21 protein-coding genes are annotated in these 24,121 nt (G+C 65.7%); 13 read left to right on the plus strand and 8 right to left on the minus strand.

Annotated elements, in window-relative coordinates:
• Window positions 1-9: 9 nt before the first annotated feature.
• Genes ftsX through ftsY form a run of 3 tightly spaced genes read right to left on the minus strand, consistent with a single transcriptional unit; the run spans window position 10 to window position 3,277 of the window.
• Window positions 10-1,038: a permease-like cell division protein FtsX gene (gene ftsX / locus KSS90_RS23940; RefSeq protein WP_046853825.1), complete on the minus strand. Its 1,029-nt coding sequence runs from the start codon at window positions 1,036-1,038 to the stop codon at window positions 10-12.
• Window positions 1,035-1,706, minus strand: a complete 672-nt coding sequence (gene ftsE, locus KSS90_RS23945; protein ID WP_011531723.1) for a cell division ATP-binding protein FtsE — start codon at window positions 1,704-1,706, stop codon at window positions 1,035-1,037. The genes ftsX and ftsE overlap by 4 nt, the downstream gene beginning before the upstream one ends.
• Window positions 1,703-3,277, minus strand: coding sequence for a signal recognition particle-docking protein FtsY (ftsY, locus tag KSS90_RS23950; RefSeq protein ID WP_217867534.1), 1,575 nt, complete (start codon window positions 3,275-3,277; stop codon window positions 1,703-1,705). The genes ftsE and ftsY overlap by 4 nt, the downstream gene beginning before the upstream one ends.
• A 234-nt stretch (window positions 3,278-3,511) precedes the next feature.
• Between ftsY and KSS90_RS23955 the strand changes: the two genes are divergently transcribed.
• The 4 genes from KSS90_RS23955 to KSS90_RS23970 are packed head-to-tail and all read left to right on the plus strand — an operon-like array spanning window position 3,512 to window position 8,020.
• Entirely contained in the window at window positions 3,512-4,867 is a 1,356-nt protein-coding gene (locus KSS90_RS23955; RefSeq protein WP_046853823.1) for a M16 family metallopeptidase, read from the plus strand.
• The gene (locus tag KSS90_RS23960) at window positions 4,860-6,353 is read left to right on the plus strand and encodes a M16 family metallopeptidase (RefSeq protein WP_217867535.1); all 1,494 of its coding nucleotides are present in this window, start codon (window positions 4,860-4,862) and stop codon (window positions 6,351-6,353) included. Before KSS90_RS23955 ends, KSS90_RS23960 begins: the two co-directional genes overlap by 8 nt.
• On the plus strand, window positions 6,353-6,967 hold the full coding sequence (gene rsmD, locus KSS90_RS23965; RefSeq protein ID WP_038706977.1) for a 16S rRNA (guanine(966)-N(2))-methyltransferase RsmD: 615 nt from the start codon (window positions 6,353-6,355) through the stop codon (window positions 6,965-6,967). The genes KSS90_RS23960 and rsmD overlap by 1 nt, the downstream gene beginning before the upstream one ends.
• 60 nt (window positions 6,968-7,027) lie before the next feature.
• Window positions 7,028-8,020, plus strand: a complete 993-nt coding sequence (locus tag KSS90_RS23970) for a hydrolase (RefSeq protein WP_217867536.1) — start codon at window positions 7,028-7,030, stop codon at window positions 8,018-8,020.
• A 70-nt stretch (window positions 8,021-8,090) separates the two neighbouring features.
• Here KSS90_RS23970 and KSS90_RS23975 read toward each other — a convergent pair whose 3' ends face one another.
• Together KSS90_RS23975 and KSS90_RS23980 are read right to left on the minus strand one after the other, a co-directional pair.
• Window positions 8,091-8,945 (minus strand): sulfurtransferase, encoded by an 855-nt coding sequence (locus KSS90_RS23975; RefSeq protein WP_217867537.1) that lies wholly within the window; start codon window positions 8,943-8,945, stop codon window positions 8,091-8,093.
• Window positions 8,946-8,979: 34 nt separating this feature from the next.
• Window positions 8,980-9,645 (minus strand): TetR/AcrR family transcriptional regulator, encoded by a 666-nt coding sequence (locus tag KSS90_RS23980; RefSeq protein WP_217867538.1) that lies wholly within the window; start codon window positions 9,643-9,645, stop codon window positions 8,980-8,982.
• 145 nt (window positions 9,646-9,790) lie between these two features.
• On the opposite strand from KSS90_RS23980, the gene KSS90_RS23985 reads away from it, so the two are divergent.
• The 6 genes from KSS90_RS23985 (at window position 9,791) to ggt (ending at window position 15,962) form a co-directional block, all read left to right on the plus strand.
• Complete coding sequence (locus tag KSS90_RS23985; protein ID WP_217867539.1) at window positions 9,791-11,221, plus strand: coniferyl aldehyde dehydrogenase; 1,431 nt, start codon at window positions 9,791-9,793, stop codon at window positions 11,219-11,221.
• Window positions 11,221-11,706 carry a twin-arginine translocation pathway signal protein gene (locus tag KSS90_RS23990; protein WP_217867540.1) on the plus strand — a complete coding sequence of 162 codons (486 nt, stop codon included), beginning with the start codon at window positions 11,221-11,223 and terminating at the stop codon, window positions 11,704-11,706. The genes KSS90_RS23985 and KSS90_RS23990 overlap by 1 nt, the downstream gene beginning before the upstream one ends.
• Before the next feature lie 23 nt (window positions 11,707-11,729).
• Window positions 11,730-13,328, plus strand: a complete 1,599-nt coding sequence (locus KSS90_RS23995) for a GMC family oxidoreductase (protein ID WP_217867541.1) — start codon at window positions 11,730-11,732, stop codon at window positions 13,326-13,328.
• 111 nt (window positions 13,329-13,439) lie between these two features.
• Complete coding sequence (coaD, locus tag KSS90_RS24000; RefSeq protein ID WP_028689146.1) at window positions 13,440-13,919, plus strand: pantetheine-phosphate adenylyltransferase; 480 nt, start codon at window positions 13,440-13,442, stop codon at window positions 13,917-13,919.
• Between the two features lie 109 nt (window positions 13,920-14,028).
• Window positions 14,029-14,280: a YfhL family 4Fe-4S dicluster ferredoxin gene (locus KSS90_RS24005; protein WP_011531711.1), complete on the plus strand. Its 252-nt coding sequence runs from the start codon at window positions 14,029-14,031 to the stop codon at window positions 14,278-14,280.
• Window positions 14,280-15,962, plus strand: coding sequence for a gamma-glutamyltransferase (ggt, locus tag KSS90_RS24010; RefSeq protein WP_217867542.1), 1,683 nt, complete (start codon window positions 14,280-14,282; stop codon window positions 15,960-15,962). The genes KSS90_RS24005 and ggt overlap by 1 nt, the downstream gene beginning before the upstream one ends.
• Before the next feature lie 117 nt (window positions 15,963-16,079).
• Here the strand turns inward: ggt and mutM are convergent, their stop codons facing one another.
• Together mutM and KSS90_RS24020 are read right to left on the minus strand one after the other, a co-directional pair.
• Entirely contained in the window at window positions 16,080-16,892 is an 813-nt protein-coding gene (gene mutM, locus KSS90_RS24015; RefSeq protein ID WP_217867543.1) for a bifunctional DNA-formamidopyrimidine glycosylase/DNA-(apurinic or apyrimidinic site) lyase, read from the minus strand.
• A gap of 3 nt (window positions 16,893-16,895) precedes the next feature.
• Window positions 16,896-17,714, minus strand: a complete 819-nt coding sequence (locus tag KSS90_RS24020) for an HDOD domain-containing protein (protein ID WP_217869849.1) — start codon at window positions 17,712-17,714, stop codon at window positions 16,896-16,898.
• Between the two features lie 231 nt (window positions 17,715-17,945).
• Here KSS90_RS24020 and KSS90_RS24025 point away from each other — a divergent pair, with 231 nt between their 5' ends.
• Window positions 17,946-19,142 carry a class I SAM-dependent rRNA methyltransferase gene (locus KSS90_RS24025; protein ID WP_046853814.1) on the plus strand — a complete coding sequence of 399 codons (1,197 nt, stop codon included), beginning with the start codon at window positions 17,946-17,948 and terminating at the stop codon, window positions 19,140-19,142.
• Window positions 19,143-19,417: 275 nt separating this feature from the next.
• A complete protein-coding gene (gene ilvD, locus KSS90_RS24030; protein ID WP_217867544.1) occupies window positions 19,418-21,259 on the plus strand; it encodes a dihydroxy-acid dehydratase in 1,842 nt (613 codons plus the stop codon).
• A gap of 165 nt (window positions 21,260-21,424) precedes the next feature.
• On the opposite strand, the gene KSS90_RS24035 is transcribed toward ilvD, so the two are convergent.
• Window positions 21,425-22,480: an HAD family hydrolase gene (locus tag KSS90_RS24035; protein ID WP_217867545.1), complete on the minus strand. Its 1,056-nt coding sequence runs from the start codon at window positions 22,478-22,480 to the stop codon at window positions 21,425-21,427.
• A gap of 247 nt (window positions 22,481-22,727) precedes the next feature.
• Between KSS90_RS24035 and KSS90_RS24040 the strand changes: the two genes are divergently transcribed.
• Entirely contained in the window at window positions 22,728-24,119 is a 1,392-nt protein-coding gene (locus KSS90_RS24040; protein ID WP_217867546.1) for an L-cystine transporter, read from the plus strand.
• Window positions 24,120-24,121: the final 2 nt, after the last annotated feature.

Raw genomic sequence — 24,121 nt, forward strand, 5'->3', positions numbered from 1 at the left:
ATGAAACATTTATCGCGGTGCAAGCTCGTTCAGGTGACGAGCGACTGCGATCCATGCACCGATATACCCCAACAGCACCGCCCCGATCAAGAGTGAAAGGCCATCCGAGGCCGGTACGCCACCCAGGGCGAAATCACTGCCATACAGGCCGGAAAGCCCGACCACCGCGTCGTTCAGCCAGTTCAGGCCGAACGCCAGGATGCCCCAGGCCAGCACGCCCGCACCCAGTCCATACAAGGCGCCCATGTACAGGAATGGCCGACGTACGTAGCTGTCGGTGCCACCGACGAGCTTGATCACTTCGATCTCGACCCGACGGTTTTCGATATGTAGACGAATTGTGTTACCGATTACTAACAGCAGCGCGGAAATCAGCATCACCGCCAGGCCGAAGACGAACCGGTCACCCAGCTTGAGAATCGCCGCCAGGCGCTCGACCCACACCAGGTCCAGCTGCGCCGCTTCCACGCGAGGTAGCTCGGAGAGGCGCTGACGCAAGGCTTCCAGGGCTGGCTTGTCGACCTCGGTCGGGGTCACCACCACCACGCCGGGCAGTGGGTTGTCCGGCAGTTCGCGCAGCGCCTCGCCCAGGCCCGACTGTTGCTGGAACTCTTCCAGCGCCTGCTCGCGGCTGACGTATTGGGCCTCGGCGACGCCGGGCATGCCCTTGATCTCGTCACGCAGGGCCTCGCCATCGCGGCTGCTGGCATCGAGCTTGAGGTACAGCGAGATCTGCGCCGCGCGCTGCCACGAGCCGCCGAGTTTCTCGACGTTCTTGAGCAACAACGACAGGCCCATGGGCATGCTCAGCGCCACCGCCATTACCAGGCAGGTGAAGAAGCTGCCGATCGGCTGCTTGCCCAGGCGGCGCAGGCTGTCGGCCAGGCTGGCACGGTGGCTTTCCAGCCAGGCGTGCAGGAGGCTGCGGAAGTCCGGGCCATCGTCATCGTGATCGCCACGCTTTTTCTTCGACGGCTGCGGATCGGCGGCTTTCGGCGCGACGCGCTCGGAAACCTTTGGTGTACGTGTGGTGCTCATTGCCCGGCCTCCCCATCGCCGATCAAGCGGCCGCGTTGCAGCGTCAGCATGCGGTGGCGCATGCGCGCGATCAGCGCCAGGTCGTGACTGGCGATCAGTACCGTGGTGCCCAGGCGGTTGATGTCCTCGAACACGCCCATGATCTCGGCGGCCAGACGCGGGTCGAGGTTACCGGTGGGCTCATCCGCCAGCAGCAGGGCCGGCTGATGCACGATGGCCCGGGCAATGCCGACCCGTTGTTGCTGGCCGGTGGACAGGTCGGCCGGGAACAGCTCGCCCTTGTCGCTCAGCGACACGCGCTCCAGCGCCGAATCGACGCGTTTGGCGATCTCGGCCTTGGACAGCCCGAGGATCTGCAACGGCAGCGCGATGTTGTTGAACACCGTGCGGTCGAACAGCAACTGGTGGTTCTGGAACACCACGCCGATCTGCCGGCGCAGGAACGGGATCTGCGCGTTACTGATCTGGCCCAGGTCCTGCCCGGCCAGCAGCAGCTTGCCGCTGGTCGGACGCTCCATGGCCAGCAGCAGCCGCAACAGGGTGCTCTTGCCGGCGCCGGAGTGGCCGGTGACGAACAGGAACTCGCCACGACGCGCCCGGAAGCTCAGTTCGTGCAGGCCGACATGGCCGTTGGGATAGCGCTTGGCTACCTGTTCGAATCGGATCATGAAGGTTCACGCTCGGCGAACAGCGCCTTGACGAAAGGTTCGGCTTCGAAGGTGCGCAGGTCGTCGATACCCTCGCCCACACCGATGAAGCGGATCGGGATGTTGAACTGCTTGGCCAGGGCGAAGATCACGCCGCCCTTGGCGGTGCCATCCAGCTTGGTCAGGGCCAGGCCGGTCAGCTCGACGCTCTGGTTGAAATACTTGGCCTGGCTGATGGCGTTCTGCCCGGTACCGGCGTCGAGCACCAGCAGCACCTCGTGCGGCGCCTCGACATCAAGCTTGCCCATGACCCGACGGACCTTCTTCAGCTCTTCCATCAGGTTGTCCTTGGTGTGCAGACGACCGGCGGTGTCGGCGATCAGCACATCGACGTTACGGGCCTTGGCGGCCTGCACCGCGTCGAAGATCACCGAAGCCGAGTCGGCGCCGGTGTGCTGGGCGATCACCGGGATCTGGTTGCGCTCGCCCCACACCTGCAACTGCTCCACCGCGGCGGCGCGGAAGGTGTCGCCGGCCGCGAGCATGACTTTCTTGCCCTCGAGCTGCAGCTTCTTCGCCAGTTTGCCGATGGTGGTGGTCTTGCCGGCGCCGTTCACGCCGACCACCAGGATCACGTAGGGCTTGTTCTGCGCCTCTATCTTCAGCGGTTGCTCGACCGGGCGCAGCAGCGCTGCCAGCTCTTCCTGCAGCGACTTGTACAGCGCGTCGGCGTCGGCCAACTGCTTACGGGCAACTTTCTGGGTCAGGTTCTGGACGATGGTCGAGGTAGCCTCGACACCGACGTCGGCGGTCAGCAGCCGGGTCTCGATTTCGTCGAGCAGGTCGTCGTCGATGACCTTCTTGCCGAGGAACAGGCTGGCCATGCCCTCGCCGATGCTGGCGCTGGTCTTCGACAGGCCCTGCTTGAGGCGGGCGAAGAAACCAGGTTTGGCCGGCTCGGCGGCCGCCACGACGACAGGTTCAGGGGCGACGGGAGCCGGCACAACGACCGGCGCGGTTTCGACAACCGGTACTGGAGCGACAATGGCAGTGGCTACAGTTTCGACGGGCGGTCGGGCAGGGATGACAGGCGGCGCCTTGGGTTCCAGGTCCTCAACCAATGCCACCGGCTCTTCGGCGACAGGCAAGACCAGGTTGCTGACCGGGGCCGCAGTTACTTCGACCTCGAACGGTTGCAGCGTTGCAACCACCGGCTCTGGCGCGGGTTCTGGCTGCGGTGCAGCAACCACCGGCTCAGCCACGGGCTCCGGCTGCGGCGCTACAACCACCGGCTCTGGCACGGGCTCCGGCTGCGGCACTACAACCACCGGCTCAGGCACAGGCTCCGGCTGCGGCGCTACAACCACCGGCTCTGGCACGGGCTCCGGCTGCGGCGCGGCAACCACCGGCTCTGGCACAGGCACCTGCAACGGCTCGGCAGCCGGTGCGGTCTGCTCGACGGGCGCTTGCGGTGCAGGGGTTTGCGGCTGTTCGGCGGCAGGTTGTTCCGGCTTCTTGCGGAACCAGCTGAACAGGCCTTTCTTCTCGCCAGCCGCGGCCGGCGCTTTTTTGTCGTCGTTGGAACCAAACATGGAAGACGGCTATCTCAGGGTAGCGATGGGCCAGCAGCGGCGCATCGGGAATTCTTAACTCACGCAGAACAGACTACTGTGAAGCCAGCGGGTTCATGCGCAACGTTTTGTCGTAAGGGCCTGCGGGCCAGAACGGCGACAGGCATGGTCGCCAGGCAACCGGATCAGTATCCTAGCACCTCCTGGCCCGCCGACGCTAAACCCAAGCGGGCCGCCGAACAGGTTGAACACCGTATGAATGCTCTAGCCCGCCGCGCCGCTGGCCTGTTGCTCGGCACACTGTGCCTGCCGCTGGCGGCTTTCGCCGCCGATGTGCAACCCACCCACGAATTCATCCTCGACAACGGCCTGAAAGTGGTCGTGCGCGAGGACCACCGGGCGCCGGTGGTGGTTTCGCAGATCTGGTACAAGGTCGGCTCCAGCTACGAGACACCGGGCCAGACCGGCCTGTCCCATGCCCTGGAACACATGATGTTCAAGGGCAGCGCCAAGATCGGCCCCGGCGAGGCCTCGCGCATCCTGCGCGATCTCGGCGCCGAGGAGAACGCCTTTACCAGCGACGACTACACCGCCTACTACCAGGTGCTGGCCCGCGACCGCCTGCCGGTGGCCCTGGAGCTCGAAGCCGACCGCCTGGCCAGCCTGCGCCTGCCGGCCGACGAGTTCAGCCGCGAGATCGAGGTGATCAAGGAAGAGCGCCGTCTGCGCACCGACGACCAGCCCAACGCCAAGGCCTTCGAGCTGTTCCGCGCCATGGCCTACCCGGCCAGCGGCTACCACACGCCGACCATCGGCTGGATGGCCGACCTCGAGCGCATGAAGGTCGAGGAGCTGCGTCATTGGTACGAATCCTGGTACGCCCCGAACAACGCCACCCTGGTGGTGGTCGGCGACGTCAAGCCAGACGAGGTCAAGGCCTTGGCGCAGAAGTACTTCGGCCCCATCCCCAAACGCGCCGTGCCGCCCAGCAAACTGCCGCTGGAACTGGCCGAGCCGGGCCAGCGCCTGCTCACCCTGCACCTGCGCACTCAACTGCCCAGCCTGATCTACGGCTTCAATGTCCCGGCCCTGGCCACCGCCAAGGATCCACGTAGCGTCAACGCCCTGCGGCTGATCTCGGCCCTGCTCGACGGAGGCTACAGCGCCCGCATGCCGGCACGCCTGGAGCGCGGCCAGGAGCTGGTGGCCGGCGCCTCGTCCAGCTACAACGCCTTCACCCGCGGCGACAGTCTGTTCATGATCTCGGCCACGCCCAACGTGCAGAAGCAAAAGACCCTGGCCGAAGTGGAGAAAGGCATCTGGCAGCTGCTCGACGAGCTCAAGACCACGCCACCCACCGCCGAAGAGCTCGAGCGCGTACGCGCCCAGGTGATCGCCGGCCTGGTCTACGACCGCGACTCGATCAGCAGCCAGGCCACCACCATCGGGCAACTGGAAACGGTCGGCCTGTCCTGGAAACTGATCGACAGCGAACTCGACGACCTCAAGCGCGTGACCCCGGAGGACATCCAGGCCGCCGCCCGCACCTATTTCACCCGCGAACGCCTGAGCGTTGCCCATGTACTGCCCGAGGAGTCCGCTCATGAGTGATCGCAGCGCACCGCGCTACACCCTGTTCGGCCTGGCGATCATCGTGCTGGTGGTGGCCATCGCCGCGCTGCTGGCGCGCCCGGCCCAGTCCGACAGCCAAGGCAAGGCGGACACCGCGGCCCGCCCGGCCAACACCCTGCAATCGCTGGCCGAACTGGACGGCAAGGCCCCCAGCCGGCGCCAGTTGAACATCCAGCACTGGACCACCGCCGAAGGCGCCCGGGTGCTGTTCGTCGAGGCCCGCGAGCTGCCGATGTTCGACCTGCGCGTGACCTTCGCCGCCGGCAGCAGCCAGGACGGCGGTACCCCGGGCCTGGCCACCCTGACCAACGCCATGCTCAACGAGGGCGTGGCCGGCAAGGACGTCACCGCCATCGCCGAAGGCTTCGAAGGCCTCGGTGCCGACTTCGGCAATGGCTCCTACCGCGACATGGCCGTGGCCTCGCTGCGCAGCCTCAGCGCCTCGGACAAGCGCGAGCCGGCGCTGAAGCTGTTCACCGAGGTGGTGGGCCAGCCGACCTTCCCCGAGGACGCCCTCAAGCGCATCAAGAACCAGCTGCTGGCAGGCTTCGAGTACGAGAAGCAGAACCCCGGCAAGATCGCCGGCAAGACGTTGTTCGCCAACCTCTATGGCCAGCACCCCTATGCCAGCCCCAGCGACGGTACCGCCGAATCCGTCCCGGGCATCACCCTGGCGCAGCTGCGCACTTTCCACGGCAAGGCCTACGCCGCCGGCAACGCGGTGATCGCCCTGGTCGGCGACCTCAGCCGCGGCGAAGCCGAGGCCATCGCCGCGCAGGTCTCCGCCGGCCTGCCCAAGGGCGCGGCACTGGCCAAGCCGGAGCAGCCTGTCGAGCCCAAGTCGGGGACCACGCATATCGACTTCCCGTCCAAGCAGACCCACCTGATGCTTGCCGAACTGGGCATCGACCGTAACGATGCGGACTGGCCGGCGCTGTCGCTGGGCAACCAGATCCTCGGCGGCGGCGCCTTCGGCACCCGCCTGATGAGCGAGGTCCGCGAGAAACGCGGCCTGACCTACGGCGTGTACTCGGTATTCAGCCCGATGCAGGTGCGCGGCCCGTTCATGATCAACCTGCAGACCCGCGCCGAACTCAGCGAGGGCACGCTCAAGCTGGTCCAGGATATCCTGGCCGACTACCTGAAGAACGGCCCGACCCAGCAGGAACTGGACGACGCCAAGCGCGAGCTGGCCGGCAGCTTCCCGCTGTCCAATGCCAGCAACGCCAGCATTGTCGGGCAGTTGGGCGCGATCGGCTTCTACAACCTGCCGCTGAGCTGGCTGGAGGACTTCATGCAGCAGTCCCAGGCGCTGAGCGTCGAGCAGGTCAAGACCGCCATGAACAAGCATCTCGCGGCGGACAAGCTGGTGATCGTCACCGTCGGCCCGAAGGTGGCGCAGCAACCGCTGCCGGCCCCCACTGACAAACCCGCCGAGCAGCCGCTCGGCGTACCGGAGCACTAATGGCAAGACCCAACACTCCCGCGCGCCCGGCCCCGGGCGCCAGCAAGGGCCCCGGCCAGTTGCGCATCATCGCCGGCGAGTGGCGCAGCCGTCGCCTGGCCGTGCCGGAAGGCGAAGGCCTGCGCCCGACCCCTGATCGCGTACGCGAAACCCTTTTCAACTGGCTGGCGCCCTACATCGAGGGCGCCCTGGTGCTCGATGCCTTCACCGGCAGCGGCGCCCTGGTGCTCGAAGCGCTGTCCCGTGGCGCGAAGGATGCCGTGGCGCTGGACAGCAACCCTGCGGCCACCAGCAACCTCAAGGACAACCTCGAAGTGTTGCGCTGCCCGCGCGGGCAGATCCTGCAGACCGACGCCCTGCGCTACCTGCAAGGCCCGGCCAAGCAGCAATTCGACGTGGTGTTCCTCGACCCGCCGTTCCACCAGGACTTGCTGGCCAATACCTGCAACCTGCTGGAGCAGGGCCAGTGGCTGCGCGAGCAGGCGTGGATCTATACCGAAAGCGAAGCCGTGCCCTCCTCGCTGCCGATGCCGGGTAACTGGCGCCTGCACCGCGAGAAGAAGACCGGCCAGGTGCATTACGCCCTGTGGCAGCGTGCGGCTGGCGACCAATAGCACAGGCGCGGCGGCGGTGTTTCATGGCACTCTAAGCGGGCACATCACGAGCCGCCCAGCATGACCAGCCTCACCGCCACCTTCCGCCCGGCTTCCGGCCTGTCCAACCCCCACTTGCAGACGTTGTGGGGGCCGCTGTGGCGCAAACTCCCCGCACTTGAGCGCACCCGCGAGCGCCTGTGGCTGGCCGACGGCGACTTCCTCGACCTCGACTGGCACGGCCCGCACCAGGCCGAAGCGCCCTTGGTGCTGGTACTTCACGGCCTGACCGGGTCGTCCAATTCGCCGTATGTCAAAGGCCTGCAGCTGGCCTTGCAGACACGCGGCTGGGCCAGTGTCGCGCTGAACTGGCGCGGTTGCTCGGGCGAACCCAACCTGTTGGCGCGAAGCTACCATTCCGGGGCCAGCGAAGACCTGGCCGAAACCATCCGTCATCTGCGGGCGCAGCGGCCGCTGGCGCCGCTGTATGCCGTGGGCTACTCGCTGGGCGGCAATGTGCTGCTCAAGTACCTGGGGGAAAGCGGCGCGGCCAGTCAGTTGGAGGCGGCGGTGGCGGTGTCGGTGCCGTTTCGCCTGGACCAGTGCGCCGACCGTATCGGCCTGGGTTTCTCGAAGGTCTACCAGGCGCATTTCATGCGCGCGATGCTGGCCTACGTGCAAGACAAGCAACGGCACTTCCGCGACCAGGGGCATCATGAAGGGCTGGCCACCCTCGAGCGTCTGGGCCCATTGCGCAATCTGCGCACCTTCTGGGACTTCGATGGCAAGGTGACAGCGCCGCTCAATGGCTTCAGCGATGCCCACGACTACTACCGGCGCGCCTCCAGCCGCTATTACCTGGGCGAGAACCGCACACCGACGCTGATCATCCACGCCAACGATGATCCGTTCGTGTTTGGCCACAGCCTGCCCGATGCTAGTGAGCTGGCGGCGCAGACTCAATTCGAACTGCACAGCCGAGGTGGGCATGTGGGGTTTGTCGAGGGCAGCCTGCGCAATCCGGGGTATTACCTGGAACGACGAATTCCGCAGTGGCTGATGGAAGGGCGATAGGCCCCATCCATGATCATCAGATGAAGAAAGGCTTTGTGGGCGCGGCGGTGCGCCGCTCCCACATCAGGATTCACTCGCCAGTGGCTACGCCGCGCCTCGGATCATTGATCCATTCGCTCCACGACCCGGCGTACAACCGCCCCAGCGGATAACCCGCCAACGACAGGGCGAACAGGTTGTGGCAAGCCGTCACGCCAGAGCCGCAATAAGCCACCAAGTCCTGCGGCCCCCGGTCGCCTAGTTTTTCGGCAAAACGCTGCTTCAGCTGATCGGCCGGCAGGAACCGCCCGTCCGCGCCCAGGTTGTCGGTGAACGCCGCGCACTGGGCGCCAGGGATATGCCCGGCCACCGGGTCGATCGGCTCGACCTCACCGCGGAAGCGCGGCAGGCCGCGAGCGTCGATCAAGGTCATCGCGGGGTCGTCCAGGCGCTTGGCGAGGTGGGCGGCATCGATCAGCAGCGCCATGTCCGGCTCACCGCTGAAATTGCCTTCGCGGCGTACCGGCGGGTCCAGGCTCAGCGGCAGGTGAGCGGCGTGCCAGGCCTTGAGGCCGCCATCGACAATGAACACTGCATCGCGTTTGCCCAGCCAGGCCAGCAGCCACCAGGCGCGGGCGGCAAAGGCGCCTGCGCCGTCGTCGTAGAGCACCACCTGGCTGTCGTTGTCCACGCCCCACTCGCGCAGGCGCGCCACCAGCCGCTGCGGATCGGGCAGCGGGTGACGCCCGGTGCGGCCCTTGACCACCGCCCCGCTCAGGTCGCGTTCGAGGTCGGCGAAATGCGCCCCGGCGATATGCCCCTCAGCGTAGCTACGTTGACCGTAATCGACATCTTCCAGGGCAAAGCGGCAGTCGAGGATCACCAGGCCGGGCGCGTCCAAGCGTTCGGCCAGTTGTTGCGGGGTGATCAATTGCGCAAGGGGCATGACAATCTCCTGATGAATGGCTCGAAACCCCGGATCACTGCTCCAGGGCCTGGTTGAACGGGACATGGAACTCATCGCACAGTGCCTGCACCGCGCCGCGCGCGGTCGGGGTGACATACCCCAGCTCCAGCACCACCACCTGATAGACGCCGCGCTTGAACGCTTCTTCACCCAGGTGCGCGGAATGCTCGCGGGTGGTGCTGAGAAACCGCACCCAGGAAGTCAGCACGATCCAGGCGTTGATGGTCAGCGACTCCACCTGCGCGGCGTCCATGTTCAGGATGCCGGCCTCGACGAAACCGCGGTAGATGGCCTGCCCCTGCTGCAGGCAGCGCTGCGAGAAGCGCCGGTAGCGGGCCGCCAGGTCCGGGTCGCTGTCGAGCAGATGCTCGAGGTCGCGGTGCAGGAAGCGGTAGTTCCACATCGCCGCCAGCAAAGCCTTGAGATAGAAGCGCTTGTCTTCGACGGTAGCGGTGCGGCCCTGGGGCGGGCGCAGAAAACTGTCGACCAGTTCTTCGTACTGGTTGAACAGCACGGCGATGATCGCCTGCTTGTTGGGGAAGTGGTAGTACAGGTTGCCGGGCGAGATTTCCATGTGCGCGGCAATGTGATTGGTGCTGACGCAACGCTCGCCCTGCTGGTTGAACAGCTCCAGGCTGCTCTGCACGATGCGCTCTCGGGTCTTCATGCGCGGGGCCATGCTCAGCTCCAGTCTCCAGCGTGTAATGATCGGTCCATCTTACGGCTTCCAGCCCGTCGGATGCACCGCCGGCCAAGTGAAAAAGAATGCACCATGGTACCAATTAGAGTATATGCTCTATTCACTCGTCAGCCCCGGAGCCGCCATGACCTCGCCTGCCGTACTTCCCCCTGTGCAATCCGACCTTGACCTGCAGGCGACGTTCGACGCCCAGCGCCGTGCGTTCGCCGGCAACCCGATGCCCCCGGCCACGCAACGCCGACAGTGGTTGAAAAGCCTGCGCGAGGCACTGCTGGCGGACCAGGAGCAACTGATTACGGCTATCGATGACGACTTCAGCGGCCGCAGCCGTGACGAAACCCTGCTCGCCGAACTGATGCCGTCGGTCATGGGCCTGCGCGACGCGGAGAAACAACTGGGCCGCTGGATGCGTCCATCGCGGCGCAAGGTCGGCCTGGCCTTCCAACCCGCCAGCGCCCGGGTGCAATATCAGCCACTGGGCGTGGTGGGGATCATCGTGCCGTGGAACTACCCACTGTTTCTCGCCATTGGCCCGCTGACCGGCGCCCTGGCCGCCGGCAACCGGGTGATGCTCAAGCTCAGCGAGTCGACCCCGGCCAGTGGCCAGGCCCTGAAGAACATGCTCGAGCGCGTGTTCCCAAGCGATCTGGTCAGCGTGGTGCTGGGCGAGGTGGAGGTCGGCCAGGCTTTTGCCCGCCTTCCCTTCGATCATCTTCTGTTCACCGGCGCCACCAGTGTCGGTCGCCATGTGATGTTGGCCGCCGCGCAGAACCTCACGCCGGTGACCCTGGAGCTGGGCGGCAAGTCGCCGGCCATCGTCTCGGCCGACGTGCCGCTGGACACCGCCGCCGAACGCATCGCCTTCGGCAAGACGCTCAACGCCGGCCAGACCTGCGTCGCCCCCGACTACGTCCTGGTAAACCGCGAGCGCCTGGGCGCCTTCGCCGAGGCCTACCAGCGCGCTGTGCGCCGCCTCTATCCGCGCCTGACCGGCAATCTCGACTACAGCGCGATCATCAACGAGCGCCAGCTTGGCCGCCTGAACCGGCTGCTGGACGATGCCCGTGAACAGGGTGCCCAGGTGATCGATCTTTACCCCGACGAGCCACGCCAGGGGCGCCGGTTGCCCCCTCACCTGCTGCTGGAGGTAAACGACAGCATGCAGGTGATGCAGGACGAAATTTTCGGCCCGTTGCTGCCCGTGGTGCCCTACGACCGCCTGGACGACGCGCTGGCCTACATCAACCAGCGCCCTCGCCCGCTGGCGCTCTACTACTTCGGCTATGACCGTGGCGAGCAAGCCCGCGTGTTGCGCGACACCCACTCCGGCGGTGTCTGCCTCAACGATACCCTGCTGCATGTGGCCCAGGATGACCTGCCGTTCGGCGGTGTCGGCCCCTCCGGCATGGGCCACTACCACGGTCACGAAGGCTTCCTGACCTTCAGCAAGGCCAAGGCCGTACTGGCCAAGCAGCGCATCAATGCCGCCAAGGTGATCTACCCGCCCTATGGCAAGGCCTTGCAACGGCTGGTCTACAAGCTGTTTATCCGCTGATGCAGCGCCGCGACCTGCTGCGCTTCAGCCTAGGCGCCAGCCTGTTTCTGGGAGCGACCAGCCTGGTCGGCTGCAGCCAGCAGACGCCGTCGACCGGTTACCAGGCGCTGCGTGACGACGACCTGCCGCTGTTGCAGGCCCTGATTCCTGTCGTGCTGGCCGGCACCCAAGCCTCCACGGAACAGGTGCTGCAAAGCCTCGACCACAAGCTGGCGGCGCTGTCGCCTGCCATGCTCAAGCTGACCCGACAGTTGTTCGACGTGCTCACCCTGCCCCTCACCCGAGGCCCGCTGACCGGGGTCTGGGGCAGCTGGACAGAGGCCACCGACGCCGGGGTTGAGCGCTTCCTCGAACGCTGGCGCGACAGCTCGTTGAACCTGCTGCGCCAGGGCCACGCCTCGTTGCTGCAACTGCTGCTGATGGCCTGGTACGAACGCCCCGAAGCCTGGGCGGCGTGCGGCTACCCCGGCCCACCAAAGATCTGAACACCAGACAAGAGCACCGCCAGATGCCCGTCCCCGACCCATTCCGCCTAGGCCTCGAACGAGGCTGGATCACCCACGACGGCTCGCGCCTCGATCAGGACATCACCCTCGCAGCCGACGTCGCCGTGATCGGCAGCGGCGCGGGCGGCGCCACCACCGCCGAACGGCTCAGCGCCGCCGGCTTGAAGGTGCTGCTGATCGAAGAAGGTCCGCTGAAGACCAGCAGCGACTTCCACCTGCTCGAGCACGAAGCCTACGCCGAGCTCTACCAGGAGGGCCTGGGCCGTCTGAGCAAGGATGGCGCCATCACCATCCTGCAAGGCCGGGCGGTAGGTGGCACCACCCTGGTCAACTGGACATCGAGCTTTCGCACACCGCCGCAGACCCTGGAACACTGGGCCCGCGAGCATGGGGTCGCGGGCCTGGACAGCGACACCCTGAAGCCGTGGTTCGAGCGTATGGAACAGCATCTGGGCATCAGCCCCTGGGCGATGCCGCCCAATGCCAACAACGACGTGTTGCGGCGCGGCTGCGAGGCGCTTGGTCACCGCTGGGCGGTGATTCCGCGCAACGTGCGCGGCTGCTGGAATCTGGGCTACTGCGGCATGGGCTGCCCGGTCAACGCCAAGCAGTCGATGCTGGTCACCAGCATCCCGGCCACCCTGGAGCACGGCGGCGAGCTGCTCTACCTGGCCCGTGCCGAGCGGTTCAGTCATGACGGCCAGCGCATCGACCACTTGCAATGCCAGGCCCTGGACGCCCGGGGTATTCAGCCCACGGGCCGCCAGATTCGCGTACGTGCCCGCCACTATGTACTTGCCGGCGGCGGTATCAACAGCCCGGCACTGCTGCTGCGCTCAGACGCGCCTGACCCGCACCAGCGCCTGGGCAAGCGCACCTTCCTGCACCTGGTCAACTTCAGCGCAGCACGGTTCGAAGCGAAGATCGACCCGTACTACGGGGCGCCGCAATCGATCTACAGCGACCAGTTCCAGTGGCAGGACGGTGTCACCGGCCCGGTGGGCTACAAACTCGAAGTACCACCGTTGCACCCGGCCCTTGCCAGCACCCTGCTCGGCGGCCATGGCCAGGACAACGCCCAGCGCATGGCCGAACTGCCCCACACCCACGTGATGCTGGCGCTGTTGCGCGACGGCTTCCACCCCGACAGCTCCGGCGGCCAGGTGGAGCTGCGTGGCGATGGCTCACCGGTGCTCGACTACCCCGTCACCGACTACCTGCGCGATGGCCTGCGCCGGGCCTGGCACAGCATGGCGCAAATCCAGTTCGCCGCCGGTGCCCGCCAGGTGATGCCGGTGCATGGCGATGCGCGCTATGTCAGCGTCCCGGCACAAGCCCGGGCACTGATCGACGGCCTGCCCCTGGAGCTGCTGCGCATGCGCCTGGGCAGCGCCCACGTCATGGGCGGCTGCGCCCTGGGCGAGGACCCGCGTCAGGCCGTGTGCGACAGCCTGGGCCGGCATCACCAGCTGGAAAACCTGTCGATCCACGACGGTTCGCTGTTCCCCACCAGCATCGGCGCCAACCCGCAGCTGTCGGTCTACGCCCTGACCGCCCTGCTCAGCGAAGCGCTGGTCGGCCGCCTGGCACGCGGCACATGACAGCCAATAGCCACGCTGTCTATAGTGCCATCAGCCAGCCACGCGACTTGGCCGAGCGCAATCGCTGCGCTACCATCCGACTCCCCAACGCACTCCAGCCAGGATGACGCGATGAACCGAGTGTTGTACCCGGGTACTTTCGACCCCATTACCAAAGGTCATGGCGACCTGGTCGAGCGTGCCTCGCGCCTGTTCGACCACGTGATCATCGCCGTGGCGGCCAGCCCGAAGAAAAACCCCCTGTTCCCCTTGGAGCAACGGGTAGCACTGGCACGCGAGGTCACCAAGCACCTGCCCAATGTCGAAGTCATCGGCTTCTCCTCGCTGCTGGCGCATTTCGCCAAGGAACAGAATGCCAACGTCTTCCTGCGCGGCCTGCGCGCGGTATCGGACTTCGAATACGAGTTCCAGCTGGCCAACATGAACCGCCAGCTCGCGCCGGACGTCGAGAGCCTGTTCCTTACGCCGTCGGAACGCTATTCGTTCATTTCCTCGACGTTGGTTCGGGAAATCGCCGCGTTGGGCGGTGATATCAGCAAGTTCGTCCATCCGGCCGTGGCCGACGCGCTGACCGAGCGCTTCCGCAAGTAATCCTCGCGGCCCCGATGTCGCGCCCGCGTGCACTGCGGGCGCGAATCCGGCACAATTGCGCCCATCGCTTTGAAACATGCCCGGGCCCGATGCCCAGGCCGGAGTCCCCATGTCCCTGATCATCACCGACGATTGCATCAATTGCGACGTCTGCGAACCCGAGTGCCCGAACGCCGCCATCTCGCAAGGCGAAGAGATCTACGTGATCGATCCGAACCTATGCACCCAGTGCGTGGGCCACTACGACGAGCCCCAATGCCAGCAGGTCTGCCCGGTGGACTGCATCCCCCTGGATGAAGCCCACCCGGAAACCGAAGACGAACTGATGGCCAAGTACCGCCGGATCACCGGCAAGGCCTGATGTCGTTCGCCGCCGCGTTACAGCGCTTAGCCCTCGGCGCCTGCCTGGCCCTGCTGGCCTGCGCCGCCCAGGCGCAAGGCCCTGGGCATGCGGCCATCGCCAGCCCGCACAGCGAAGCGACCTCGGCGGCGCAGCGGATCCTGCAACAAGGCGGCAACGCCTTCGACGCCGCCGTGGCCATCAGCGCCACCCTGGCCGTGGTCGAGCCCTATGGCTCGGGCCTGGGTGGCGGCGGCTTCTTCCTGCTGCGCGAGAGCGGCGTCACCCCACGGTACACCTTCCTCGATGCGCGCGAACGCGCACCGGCCTCGGCCCGGGCGGACATGTACCTCAAGGACGGCAAGGTGCAACCCGGCTTGTCGGTCAACGGGCCGCTGGCCGCCGCGATCCCCGGCCTGCCCCAGGCCCTGGCCGACCTCGCCAGCACCCACGGCAAGCTGCCGCTCAAGGACAGCCTGGCCCCGGCCATCCGCCTGGCCAACCAGGGCTTCGCCGTCGACCGCATCTATCGCGATCGCGCCACCATGCGCCTGAGTGCCCTGCGCGACGATGCCGAAAGCGCACGGCTGTTCCTCAGTGGTAATGAAGTACCGGCCCTGGGCACGGTGATCCGCCAACCCGAATTGGCCGCCACCCTGCAAGCCATGGCCGAGCAGGGCCGCGACGGCTTCTACCGTGGCCCGATGGCCCGCCGCCTGGTCGAAGGCGTGCGCCAGGCCGGCGGTATCTGGACCCTCGACGACCTCGCCGGCTACCGTACGGCGTGGCGTGAACCGCTGCGTTATCCACTGGCCGACCAGCGTGAACTGATCAGCAGCCCGCCGCCCTCGGCCGGCGGCGTGGCCCTGGCACAAAGCCTGGCCATGCTGCAGCGCCTGCCCTGGCAGAGCGCCGAGCCCGTGCAACGCAGCCACTATGTGATCGAAGTGTTGCGCCGCGCCTACCGCGACCGCGGCCTGCTCGGTGACCCGGACTATGTGAACAACCCGATCAACAAGCTACTGGCGCGGCAGTACCTGACAGGGCTGGCCGACAGTATCGATGTGTACCAGGCCACCCCCAGCAGCGCGCTGCCGCCCTCACCCCCCTGGCGTGAGGGCGACCACACCACCCATTTCGCGGTGATCGATGGCGACGGCAACGCCGTGTCCGCCACGCTGTCGGTCAACCTGCCGTTTGGCGCGGCCTTCAGCGTGCCGGGGACCGGCGTGGTGCTGAACAACGAGATGGACGATTTCGCCGCCGACCCTGGCGGCAGCAACAGCTATGGCCTGGCCGGCAGCCAGGCCAATGCGGTGGCGGCGGGCAAGCGGCCCTTGTCGAGCATGAGCCCGACCTTCATCGAAAGCCCCAGCCAGTTCGCCACTTTCGGCACGCCGGGCGGTAGCCGGATTCCGAGCATGGTGCTGCTGTCGGTACTGGGGTTCCTTGAGGGCCAGCCGGTGGCCGAGTGGCCGGCGACACCGCGTTATCACCATCAGTACCTGCCGGATGTGGTGGAGCATGAGCCTGGGACGTTCAGTGCGCGGCAGAAGACCGAGCTTGAAGGGCGGGGGTATCGGTTGAAAGATGTCGGGCGCCAGTATGGGAATCAGCAGGTGCTGTACTGGGACAAGGCTGGCGGGACCGTGGAGGCGGCCAGCGACCCACGGGGCGTAGGGCGGGCGGCGATCGTCGACTGATCCGCTCTCGCCTGTACCGACCTTATCGCCGGCAAGCCGGCTCCCACAGGGACCACGCATGCCTTCAACTTGTGGGAGCCGGCTTGCCGGCGATAGGCCGCAACGCGGCCTCGGAACTCACCGCTGGCATTTGGGGCAGAACACGCTCGCCCGCTGGCCCAGCTTCACTTCGCGCAGTTCGGTGCCGCACAGTTTGCACGGCTGCCCACGACGCCCATACACGAACAGCTCCTGCTGGAAGTAACCCGGCTGACCATCGCCACCGATGAAATCACGCAAGGTGGTCCCGCCCTGCTCGATGGCCGCCGCCAATACTCGTTTGATCTCGACCGCCAGCTTCAGATAGCGCGCCCGTGAAATCCCGCCCGCTTCGCGGCGCGGGTCGATCCCGGCGGCGAACAAGGCCTCGGTGGCGTAGATGTTGCCCACGCCAACCACCACCGCGTTGTCCATGATGAACGGCTTGACTGCCATCGACCGCCCCCGGGACAGCTGGAACAGGCGCTCGCCGTCGAACAGGTCGGTCAGCGGCTCAGGCCCCAGGCGAATCAGCAGCTCGTGGTTGAGTGGATCGAGACTCCACAGCATCGCCCCGAAGCGTCGCGGGTCGGTGTAACGCAGCATCAGCCCCGACTCGAGCTCGATATCCACATGCTCGTGCCTGGCCGCCGGCAAGCCCAACTCGACCAGGCGCAAGTTGCCCGACATGCCCAGGTGGCTGATCAGGGTGCCGACCTCGGCGTTGATCAGCAGGTACTTGGCACGGCGCTCGACACTGACGATGCGCTGCCCCGACAGGCGCACATCGAGGTCTTCCGGGATCGGCCAGCGCAGGCGCCGGTCACGCACCACCACGCGGCTGACCCGCTGGCCCTCCAGATGGGGCGCGATGCCGCGTCGCGTGGTCTCGACCTCTGGCAGTTCCGGCATGGCTCAGTGCCCGCCCATTTCGCGGATGTTCTGCTTGAGCTGCTCGAAGTCGTATTCGGTCAGGCCGATGTAGTCCAGCACCAGAGGGCCCACCAGGTTCCACTCGTGATCGACGCTCTGGTTGCCCAGCACACGGTACGAAGCGCAGATGTGCTCGGACATCTTCAGTACCGCCAGCAAGTTCTTCAGCTGGGTCTGGGTGTTGCGCGAGGATTCGTCGCGGAACACCGCCAGGGCGTTGTGGTGGTTGGCGATAGCCGCGCTGATGTGTTCCGGCAGACGCCAGGACTTGGCGGTGAAGTAGCCGACCACCGAATGGTTGGTGTTGAACACGCGGTTCTCGGTGTCCACCACGCGGACCTCGTCATTGGCCTTGGCGTAGGACTCCTCCAGCACTTCCATGTAGTTGGGGAAGCGCTTGTGCATCAGCGGCACGCCGCAATCGTGGAACAGGCCCAGGGTGTAGGCCTCGTCCACTGCCTGGATACCAGTGCGCTTGGCCAGGGTCAGGCAGGTCATGGCCACGTCCTGGGCGGTGTCCCAGAACGGGTTGAGGGTGACGATGGTCTCGTCGCTCATCTCGCCCCTGATCGATTGCGCGTTGATCAGGTTGATGATCGAACGGCTGCCCAGCAGGTTTACCGCGCGCTGGATCGAGCCGATCTTGTTCGCCAGGCCGAACTGCGCCGAGTTGACCAGCTTGAGCAAGGCGCCGGACAGGCCTGGGTCCTGGGCGATCAGCTTGGCGATGGTCTCCAGGTCCGGGTCGGGCATGTACTGCTCGAACTGCAGGTCGACCATGATCTGCGGCTGTGGCGGGATGGTGATGCCCTGCAGGGCTTGCTGGATCTGTTCGGCGGTGAGTTCCTGGGACATTCGTGCATTCTCGCTGGGGACGGGGGATTCTAACCCTGTACGCCGGCAGGGTGACTATCAGTGAATCGTTGGATCCAAGAATTTCTTTAGCCGTGGGCGCGGACCACTTGGTCGCACCCACCAGCGAACCTGGGGCCAACACGGTATACTCCCGCTCTTTTTTCCCGGAGCGACGTCATGTCCCTGCCCAGCCTTCGCCTCAAAGCCAATGCCGACCGCCGCCTGCGCGCCGGCCACCTGTGGGTCTACAGCAATGAAGTCGACGTTGCCGCGACCCCGCTGCAAGGCCTGAAGGCCGGCCAGCAGGCCATCCTCGAAGCTGCCAACGGCAAGCCGCTGGGCGTGGTGGCCATGAGCCCGAACAACCTGATCTGCGCCCGCCTGCTGTCGCGCGACGCCAAGCTGCCGCTGGACAAGTCGCTGCTGGTACACCGGCTGAACGTGGCGCTGTCGCTGCGCGAGCGCCTGTTCGACAAGCCGTGCTATCGCCTGGTGTATGGCGACTCCGACCTGCTGCCGGGCCTGGTGGTCGACCGTTTCTTCGACATCCTCGTGGTCCAGCTGGCCTCGGCCACCATGGAAGCGCACAAGGACGAGGTGATCGCCGCGCTGGTGCAGGTGCTCAAGCCCAGCGGCATCCTGTTCAAGAACGACTCCGCCGCCCGCGACGCCGAAGGCCTGGAGCGTTATGTCGAGACCGTCTACGGCGAAGTGCCGGACTGGGTCGCGCTGGAAGAGAACGGCGTCAAGTTCGAAGCCCCGGTGCGTGAAGGCCAGAAGACCGGCTGGTTCTACGATCACCGTATGAACCGCGCCCGCCTGGCCCCCTACGTCAAAGGCAAGCGCGTGCTCGACCTGTTCAGCTACATCGGTGGCTGGGGTGTGCAGGCCGGCGCGTTCGGCGCCAGCGAAGTGTTCTGCGTGGACGCCTCGGGCTTCGCCCTCGACGGCGTCGAGCGCAATGCGGCGCTCAACGGCATCGGCGAGAAGCTGACCTGCATCGAAGGCGACGTGTTCGAAGCCCTGCGCGAGCTGAAAGCCGCCGAAGAGCGCTTCGACGTGATCATCGCCGACCCACCCGCCTTCATCAAACGCAAGAAAGACCTGAAGAACGGCGAGGCCGCCTACCGCCGCCTCAACGAACAGGCCATGCGCATGCTCACCAAGGACGGCATCCTGGTCAGCGCCTCGTGCTCGATGCACCTGCCCGAGGACGACCTGCACAACATCCTGCTGACCAGCGCCCGTCACCTGGACCGCAACCTGCAGCTGCTCGAACGCGGCGGCCAGGGCCCGGACCACCCGGTGCATCCAGCCATCGCCGAGACCCGCTACATCAAGAGCATCACCTGCCGCTTGCTGCCAAACAGCTGATATCTGCTAAAAAGGGCCGCCGAGCGGCCCTTTCCTGCCGCAATCTCTCCGACACCCCTCCACATCCGCATTCCCTCGCCGCGCCAGCGGTGTAGAATCGGGCTATTCATCGCCAGTCATCCCCGGCGGGTTTATGAGCTCTGGTCGAGCCTGCGGCGATCCCGCGCGGTCCTTCGACCCCCATCCGTGCCTGTGGCAACCGGCCTTCGGCGTATTTAGGACAAGAGAAGCTCACTCCCCTATTAGTGACCTGATTAAGCCGCCAGGAGCGCTCCATGCCTGATTACCGTTCCAAGACCTCCACCCAAGGCCGCAACATGGCCGGCGCCCGAGCCCTGTGGCGCGCCACCGGGATGAAGGACGAAGACTTCAAGAAACCGATCATCGCGATCGCCAACTCGTTCACCCAGTTCGTCCCAGGTCACGTACACCTGAAGGACCTGGGCCAGCTGGTCGCCCGCGAGATCGAACGCGCCGGTGGCGTGGCCAAGGAATTCAACACCATCGCCGTCGATGACGGCATCGCCATGGGCCATGACGGCATGCTGTACTCGCTGCCGAGCCGCGAGATCATCGCCGACGCTGTCGAGTACATGGTCAATGCCCACTGCGCCGACGCCATCGTCTGCATCTCCAACTGCGACAAGATCACCCCCGGCATGCTGATGGCCGCGCTGCGCCTGAACATCCCGGTGATCTTCGTTTCCGGCGGCCCGATGGAGGCCGGCAAGACCAAACTGGCCAGCCACGGCCTGGACCTGGTCGACGCCATGGTCATCGCCGCCGACTCTACAGCCTCCGACGAGAAGGTCGCCGAGTACGAGCGCAGTGCCTGCCCGACCTGCGGTTCGTGCTCCGGCATGTTCACCGCCAACTCGATGAACTGCCTGACCGAGGCCCTGGGCCTGGCCCTGCCGGGCAACGGCTCGACCCTGGCTACCCACGCCGACCGCGAGCAGCTGTTCCTTACCGCTGGCCGCACTATCGTCGAGCTGTGCAAGCGCTATTACGGCGAGAACGATGCATCCGTGCTGCCGCGCAGCATCGCAAACTTCAAGGCGTTCGAGAACGCCATGATGCTCGACATCGCCATGGGCGGCTCGACCAACACCATCCTGCACCTGCTGGCCGCGGCCCAGGAAGGCGAGGTGGACTTCGACCTGCGCGACATCGATCGCCTGTCGCGCAAGGTGCCGCAACTGTGCAAGGTGGCGCCGAACATCCAGAAGTACCACATGGAAGATGTGCATCGCGCCGGCGGCATCTTCAGCATTCTCGGCTCGCTGGCCCGTGGCGGCCTGCTGCACACCGACCTGCCGACCGTGCATAGCCCCAGCATGGAAGAAGCCATCGCCAAGTGGGACATCACCCAGACCGATGACGAAACGGTGCACACCTTCTTCAAGGCAGGCCCGGCCGGTATCCCGACGCAAACCGCGTTCAGCCAGTCGACCCGCTGGGAAACCCTGGACGACGACCGCGAAAACGGCTGCATCCGCAGCTTCGAGCATGCCTACTCGCAAGAGGGCGGCCTGGCCGTGCTCTACGGCAACATCGCCCTCGACGGTTGCGTGGTGAAGACCGCCGGCGTGGATGAGTCGATCCACGTGTTCGAAGGCAGCGCGAAGATCTTCGAGAGCCAGGACAGCGCCGTGCGCGGCATCCTCGCCGACGAAGTGAAGGCCGGCGATATCGTCATCATCCGTTACGAAGGCCCGAAAGGCGGCCCGGGCATGCAAGAGATGCTCTACCCGACCTCGTACCTGAAGTCCAAGGGCCTGGGCAAGGCATGCGCGCTGCTCACCGATGGCCGCTTCTCCGGCGGCACCTCTGGCCTGTCGATCGGCCATGCCTCGCCGGAAGCTGCCGCAGGCGGCGCCATTGGCCTGGTGCGCGATGGCGACAAGGTGCTGATCGACATCCCCAACCGTTCGATCAACTTGCTGGTCAGCGATGAAGAGCTGGCCGCGCGTCGTGTCGAGCAGGACAAGAAGGGCTGGAAGCCGGCGGAAGTGCGCCCACGTAAAGTGACCACTGCGCTGAAGGCCTATGCCCTGCTGGCCACCAGCGCCGACAAGGGTGCGGTGCGCAACAAGGCGATGCTCGAAGGGCTGTGAGGTTCTGAAGGCATAAAAAACCGGCGCCTGGTGCGCCGGTTTTTTTTATGCCTGAGGAGGCCTCATCGCCGGCAAGCCGGCTCCCACAATGTAATCGCAGGCCTTGGCATTGCACCTGTGGGAGCTGGCTTGCCAGCGATTGGGCCGGAACGGGTTATGCGTATTTCACTGAATCTGCTCCGGCGTCACGATCACCCAGTTCTTGTCCGCCGTCACCGGCAAGCCTTCCTTGGCCTGAGCCGCCGCGTTCTTGGCGATCATCCCGTTCAACTGATCCATGTACTTGGCCTTGCGGTTTATCCACAGGTGGATGCCGCCTTTGTTCACATCGACGCCGTGGAACTGCATGTAGCCATCGCTGGTCGGAGTGTCGCCACCCACCAGGACCGGCTTCTTCCATTCGTCGATATAGGTGAGGATTGCCGCCTGCTTGCCCGCCATCCAGGTGGCCGGCGTCCACAGGTACGGGGTCAGCTCCAGGCCTTCGTTGGCCTTGGGATCGTACTGCCCGGCGCTGATCTGCTTGCGCGCCGTGGTCAGCTGGCCATTGGCGCGATCCTTGAGCAGCAGGCTCACACCGATCACGTTCTGCGGTTTGACGTTGTAACCGTACTTGGGATCGGAGGCGACCATGCGTACCAGCTCTTCGGACGCCGCCGAGATCACATAGACCTCGATGCCGTTCTCCATCAGCTTGTTGTACAGCTCGGCCTGGCCGGTGAACACCTTCGGCGGCTGCACCTCGATACTCTTGACCTGGTCGCCCTCGAAGTAGGTGCTGGGGATCGGCTTGCCCGAGGCCATCAGCTCGTCGACCTGCTGCTTCAGTTCCTTGAGAGTGAAGCCCGAGAACACCTGGGCCACCCAGGGGTAGCAGACCATGTCGTCGAGTTCGCACAGTCGGTAGTAGTAACTGAACAGGCTTTCCTTGTGCTCGGCGCTGTCCTTGAACGGGATCAGCTTGAGCGAGGGGTCGAGCTTGTCGCGGGTCAGCAGGCCCTTGTTCTCCATGAACGGCAGCAGTGCCTCTTCGAGGTCGAAGCGGTAGCTGGTGTTGTCCATGTCGAATACCGCGTAGTTACCCTTGTTGGCGTTGGCGGCAATCATCGCGTCGAGCTTCTGCGCGGCTTCGGCCGGCCAGTGCTTGAGCTCGGTGGCCGCCCAACTGCTGGCACTGAGCAACAGGGCAAGGCCGCCGGCAAGGATTTTCGGAGCTGACATCATGTGCGGTTCTCCCAAAGACGTGGCCGCTCAACCCTAGACCTGTTTTGTGACAGGCAGGCGCGCGCGACCGACCCCGAAGCAACCGCAAACGCCATGTTCATTGCCAAAAACGACAAGGCGTTATTCCATAAACGACTATGCAAATTCCTTTTAGGTATAAATTCGTTTGTTTTCAGGCTGTTAGCATTTCCGTTCGTAATCGCTCACAGAGGCGATGCCTCTTTTGCCTTTTTCCGGAGCTTCAATGAACCTGCCGCTGTCACTCAACCTGCTGGCGTTCCTGGCCCTGCTGCTGGGCCTGGCGCAAACCCGCCGCACCGACTGGAGCCTGGCCAAGAAGGTGCTGCTGGGCCTGGCCCTCGGCGTCGGCTTCGGCCTGGTGCTGCATACGATCTACGGCGCCGGGCACCCCGTGCTCAAGGCCACCATCGGCTGGCTCGACCTGGTCGGTAATGGCTACGTCGGTTTGCTGCAGATGATCGTCATGCCGCTGATCTTCGCCTCGATCCTCAGCGCCGTGGCCCGCCTGCACAACGCCTCGGCGCTAGGCCGCATCAGCGTGCTGAGCATCGGCACCCTGCTGCTGACCACCGCGATCGCCGCGCTGATCGGCATCGCCCTGACCAACCTGTTCGGCCTGAGCGCCGAGGGGCTGGTGGCCGGCGCCCAGGAAAGCGCCCGCCTGCAGGCCATCCACAGCGACTACGCGGGCAAGGTCGCCGACCTCAACATCCCGCAACTGCTGCTGTCGTTCATCCCGACCAACCCGGTGGGCGACCTGGCGCGGGCCAAGCCGACCTCGATCATCAGCGTGGTGATCTTCGCCGTGTTCCTCGGCCTCGCCGCGTTGCAGCTGATCAAGGACGACAAGGACAAGGGCGAGCGCGCCCTGTCGGCCATCGACGTGCTGCAGGCCTGGGTCATGCGCCTGGTGCGCCTGGTGATGAAGCTCACCCCCTACGGTGTGCTGGCCTTGATGACCAAAGTGGTGGCCAGCTCCAACCTCGACGACATCCTCAAGCTGGGCAGCTTCGTGGTGGTGTCGTATATCGGCCTGGGCCTGATGTTCGTGGTCCACGGGGTGATCCTGGCGCTGACCGGCGTCAGCCCGCTGCGTTTCTTCCGCAAAGTCTGGCCGGTGCTGACCTTCGCCTTCACCAGCCGCTCCAGCGCCGCCAGCATCCCGCTGAACATCGAGGCGCAGACCCTGCGCCTGGGCGTGCCGCAGTCGATCGCCAGCTTCAGCGCGTCGTTCGGTGCCACCATCGGCCAGAACGGCTGCGCCGGCCTGTATCCGGCGATGCTGGCGGTGATGGTCGCCCCGGCGGTGGGCATCGATACCTTCGACCCGCTGTGGATCGCCACCCTGGTGGCCATCGTCACCCTCAGCTCGGCAGGCGTTGCCGGCGTCGGCGGCGGCGCGACCTTCGCCGCGCTGATCGTGCTGCCAGCCATGGGCCTGCCAGTGGAACTGGTGGCGCTGCTGATCTCGGTGGAGCCGCTGATCGACATGGGCCGCACGGCGTTGAACGTGAATGGTTCGATGACAGCGGGCGTGGTTACCAGCCAGTTGCTCAAGCAGACCGACCAGCAGGTGCTGGCCGGGGATGAGCATGCGCAACTGAGCCACTCCTGAGA

The organism is Pseudomonas maumuensis (assembly GCF_019139675.1).
GTDB lineage: Bacteria > Pseudomonadota > Gammaproteobacteria > Pseudomonadales > Pseudomonadaceae > Aquipseudomonas > Aquipseudomonas maumuensis.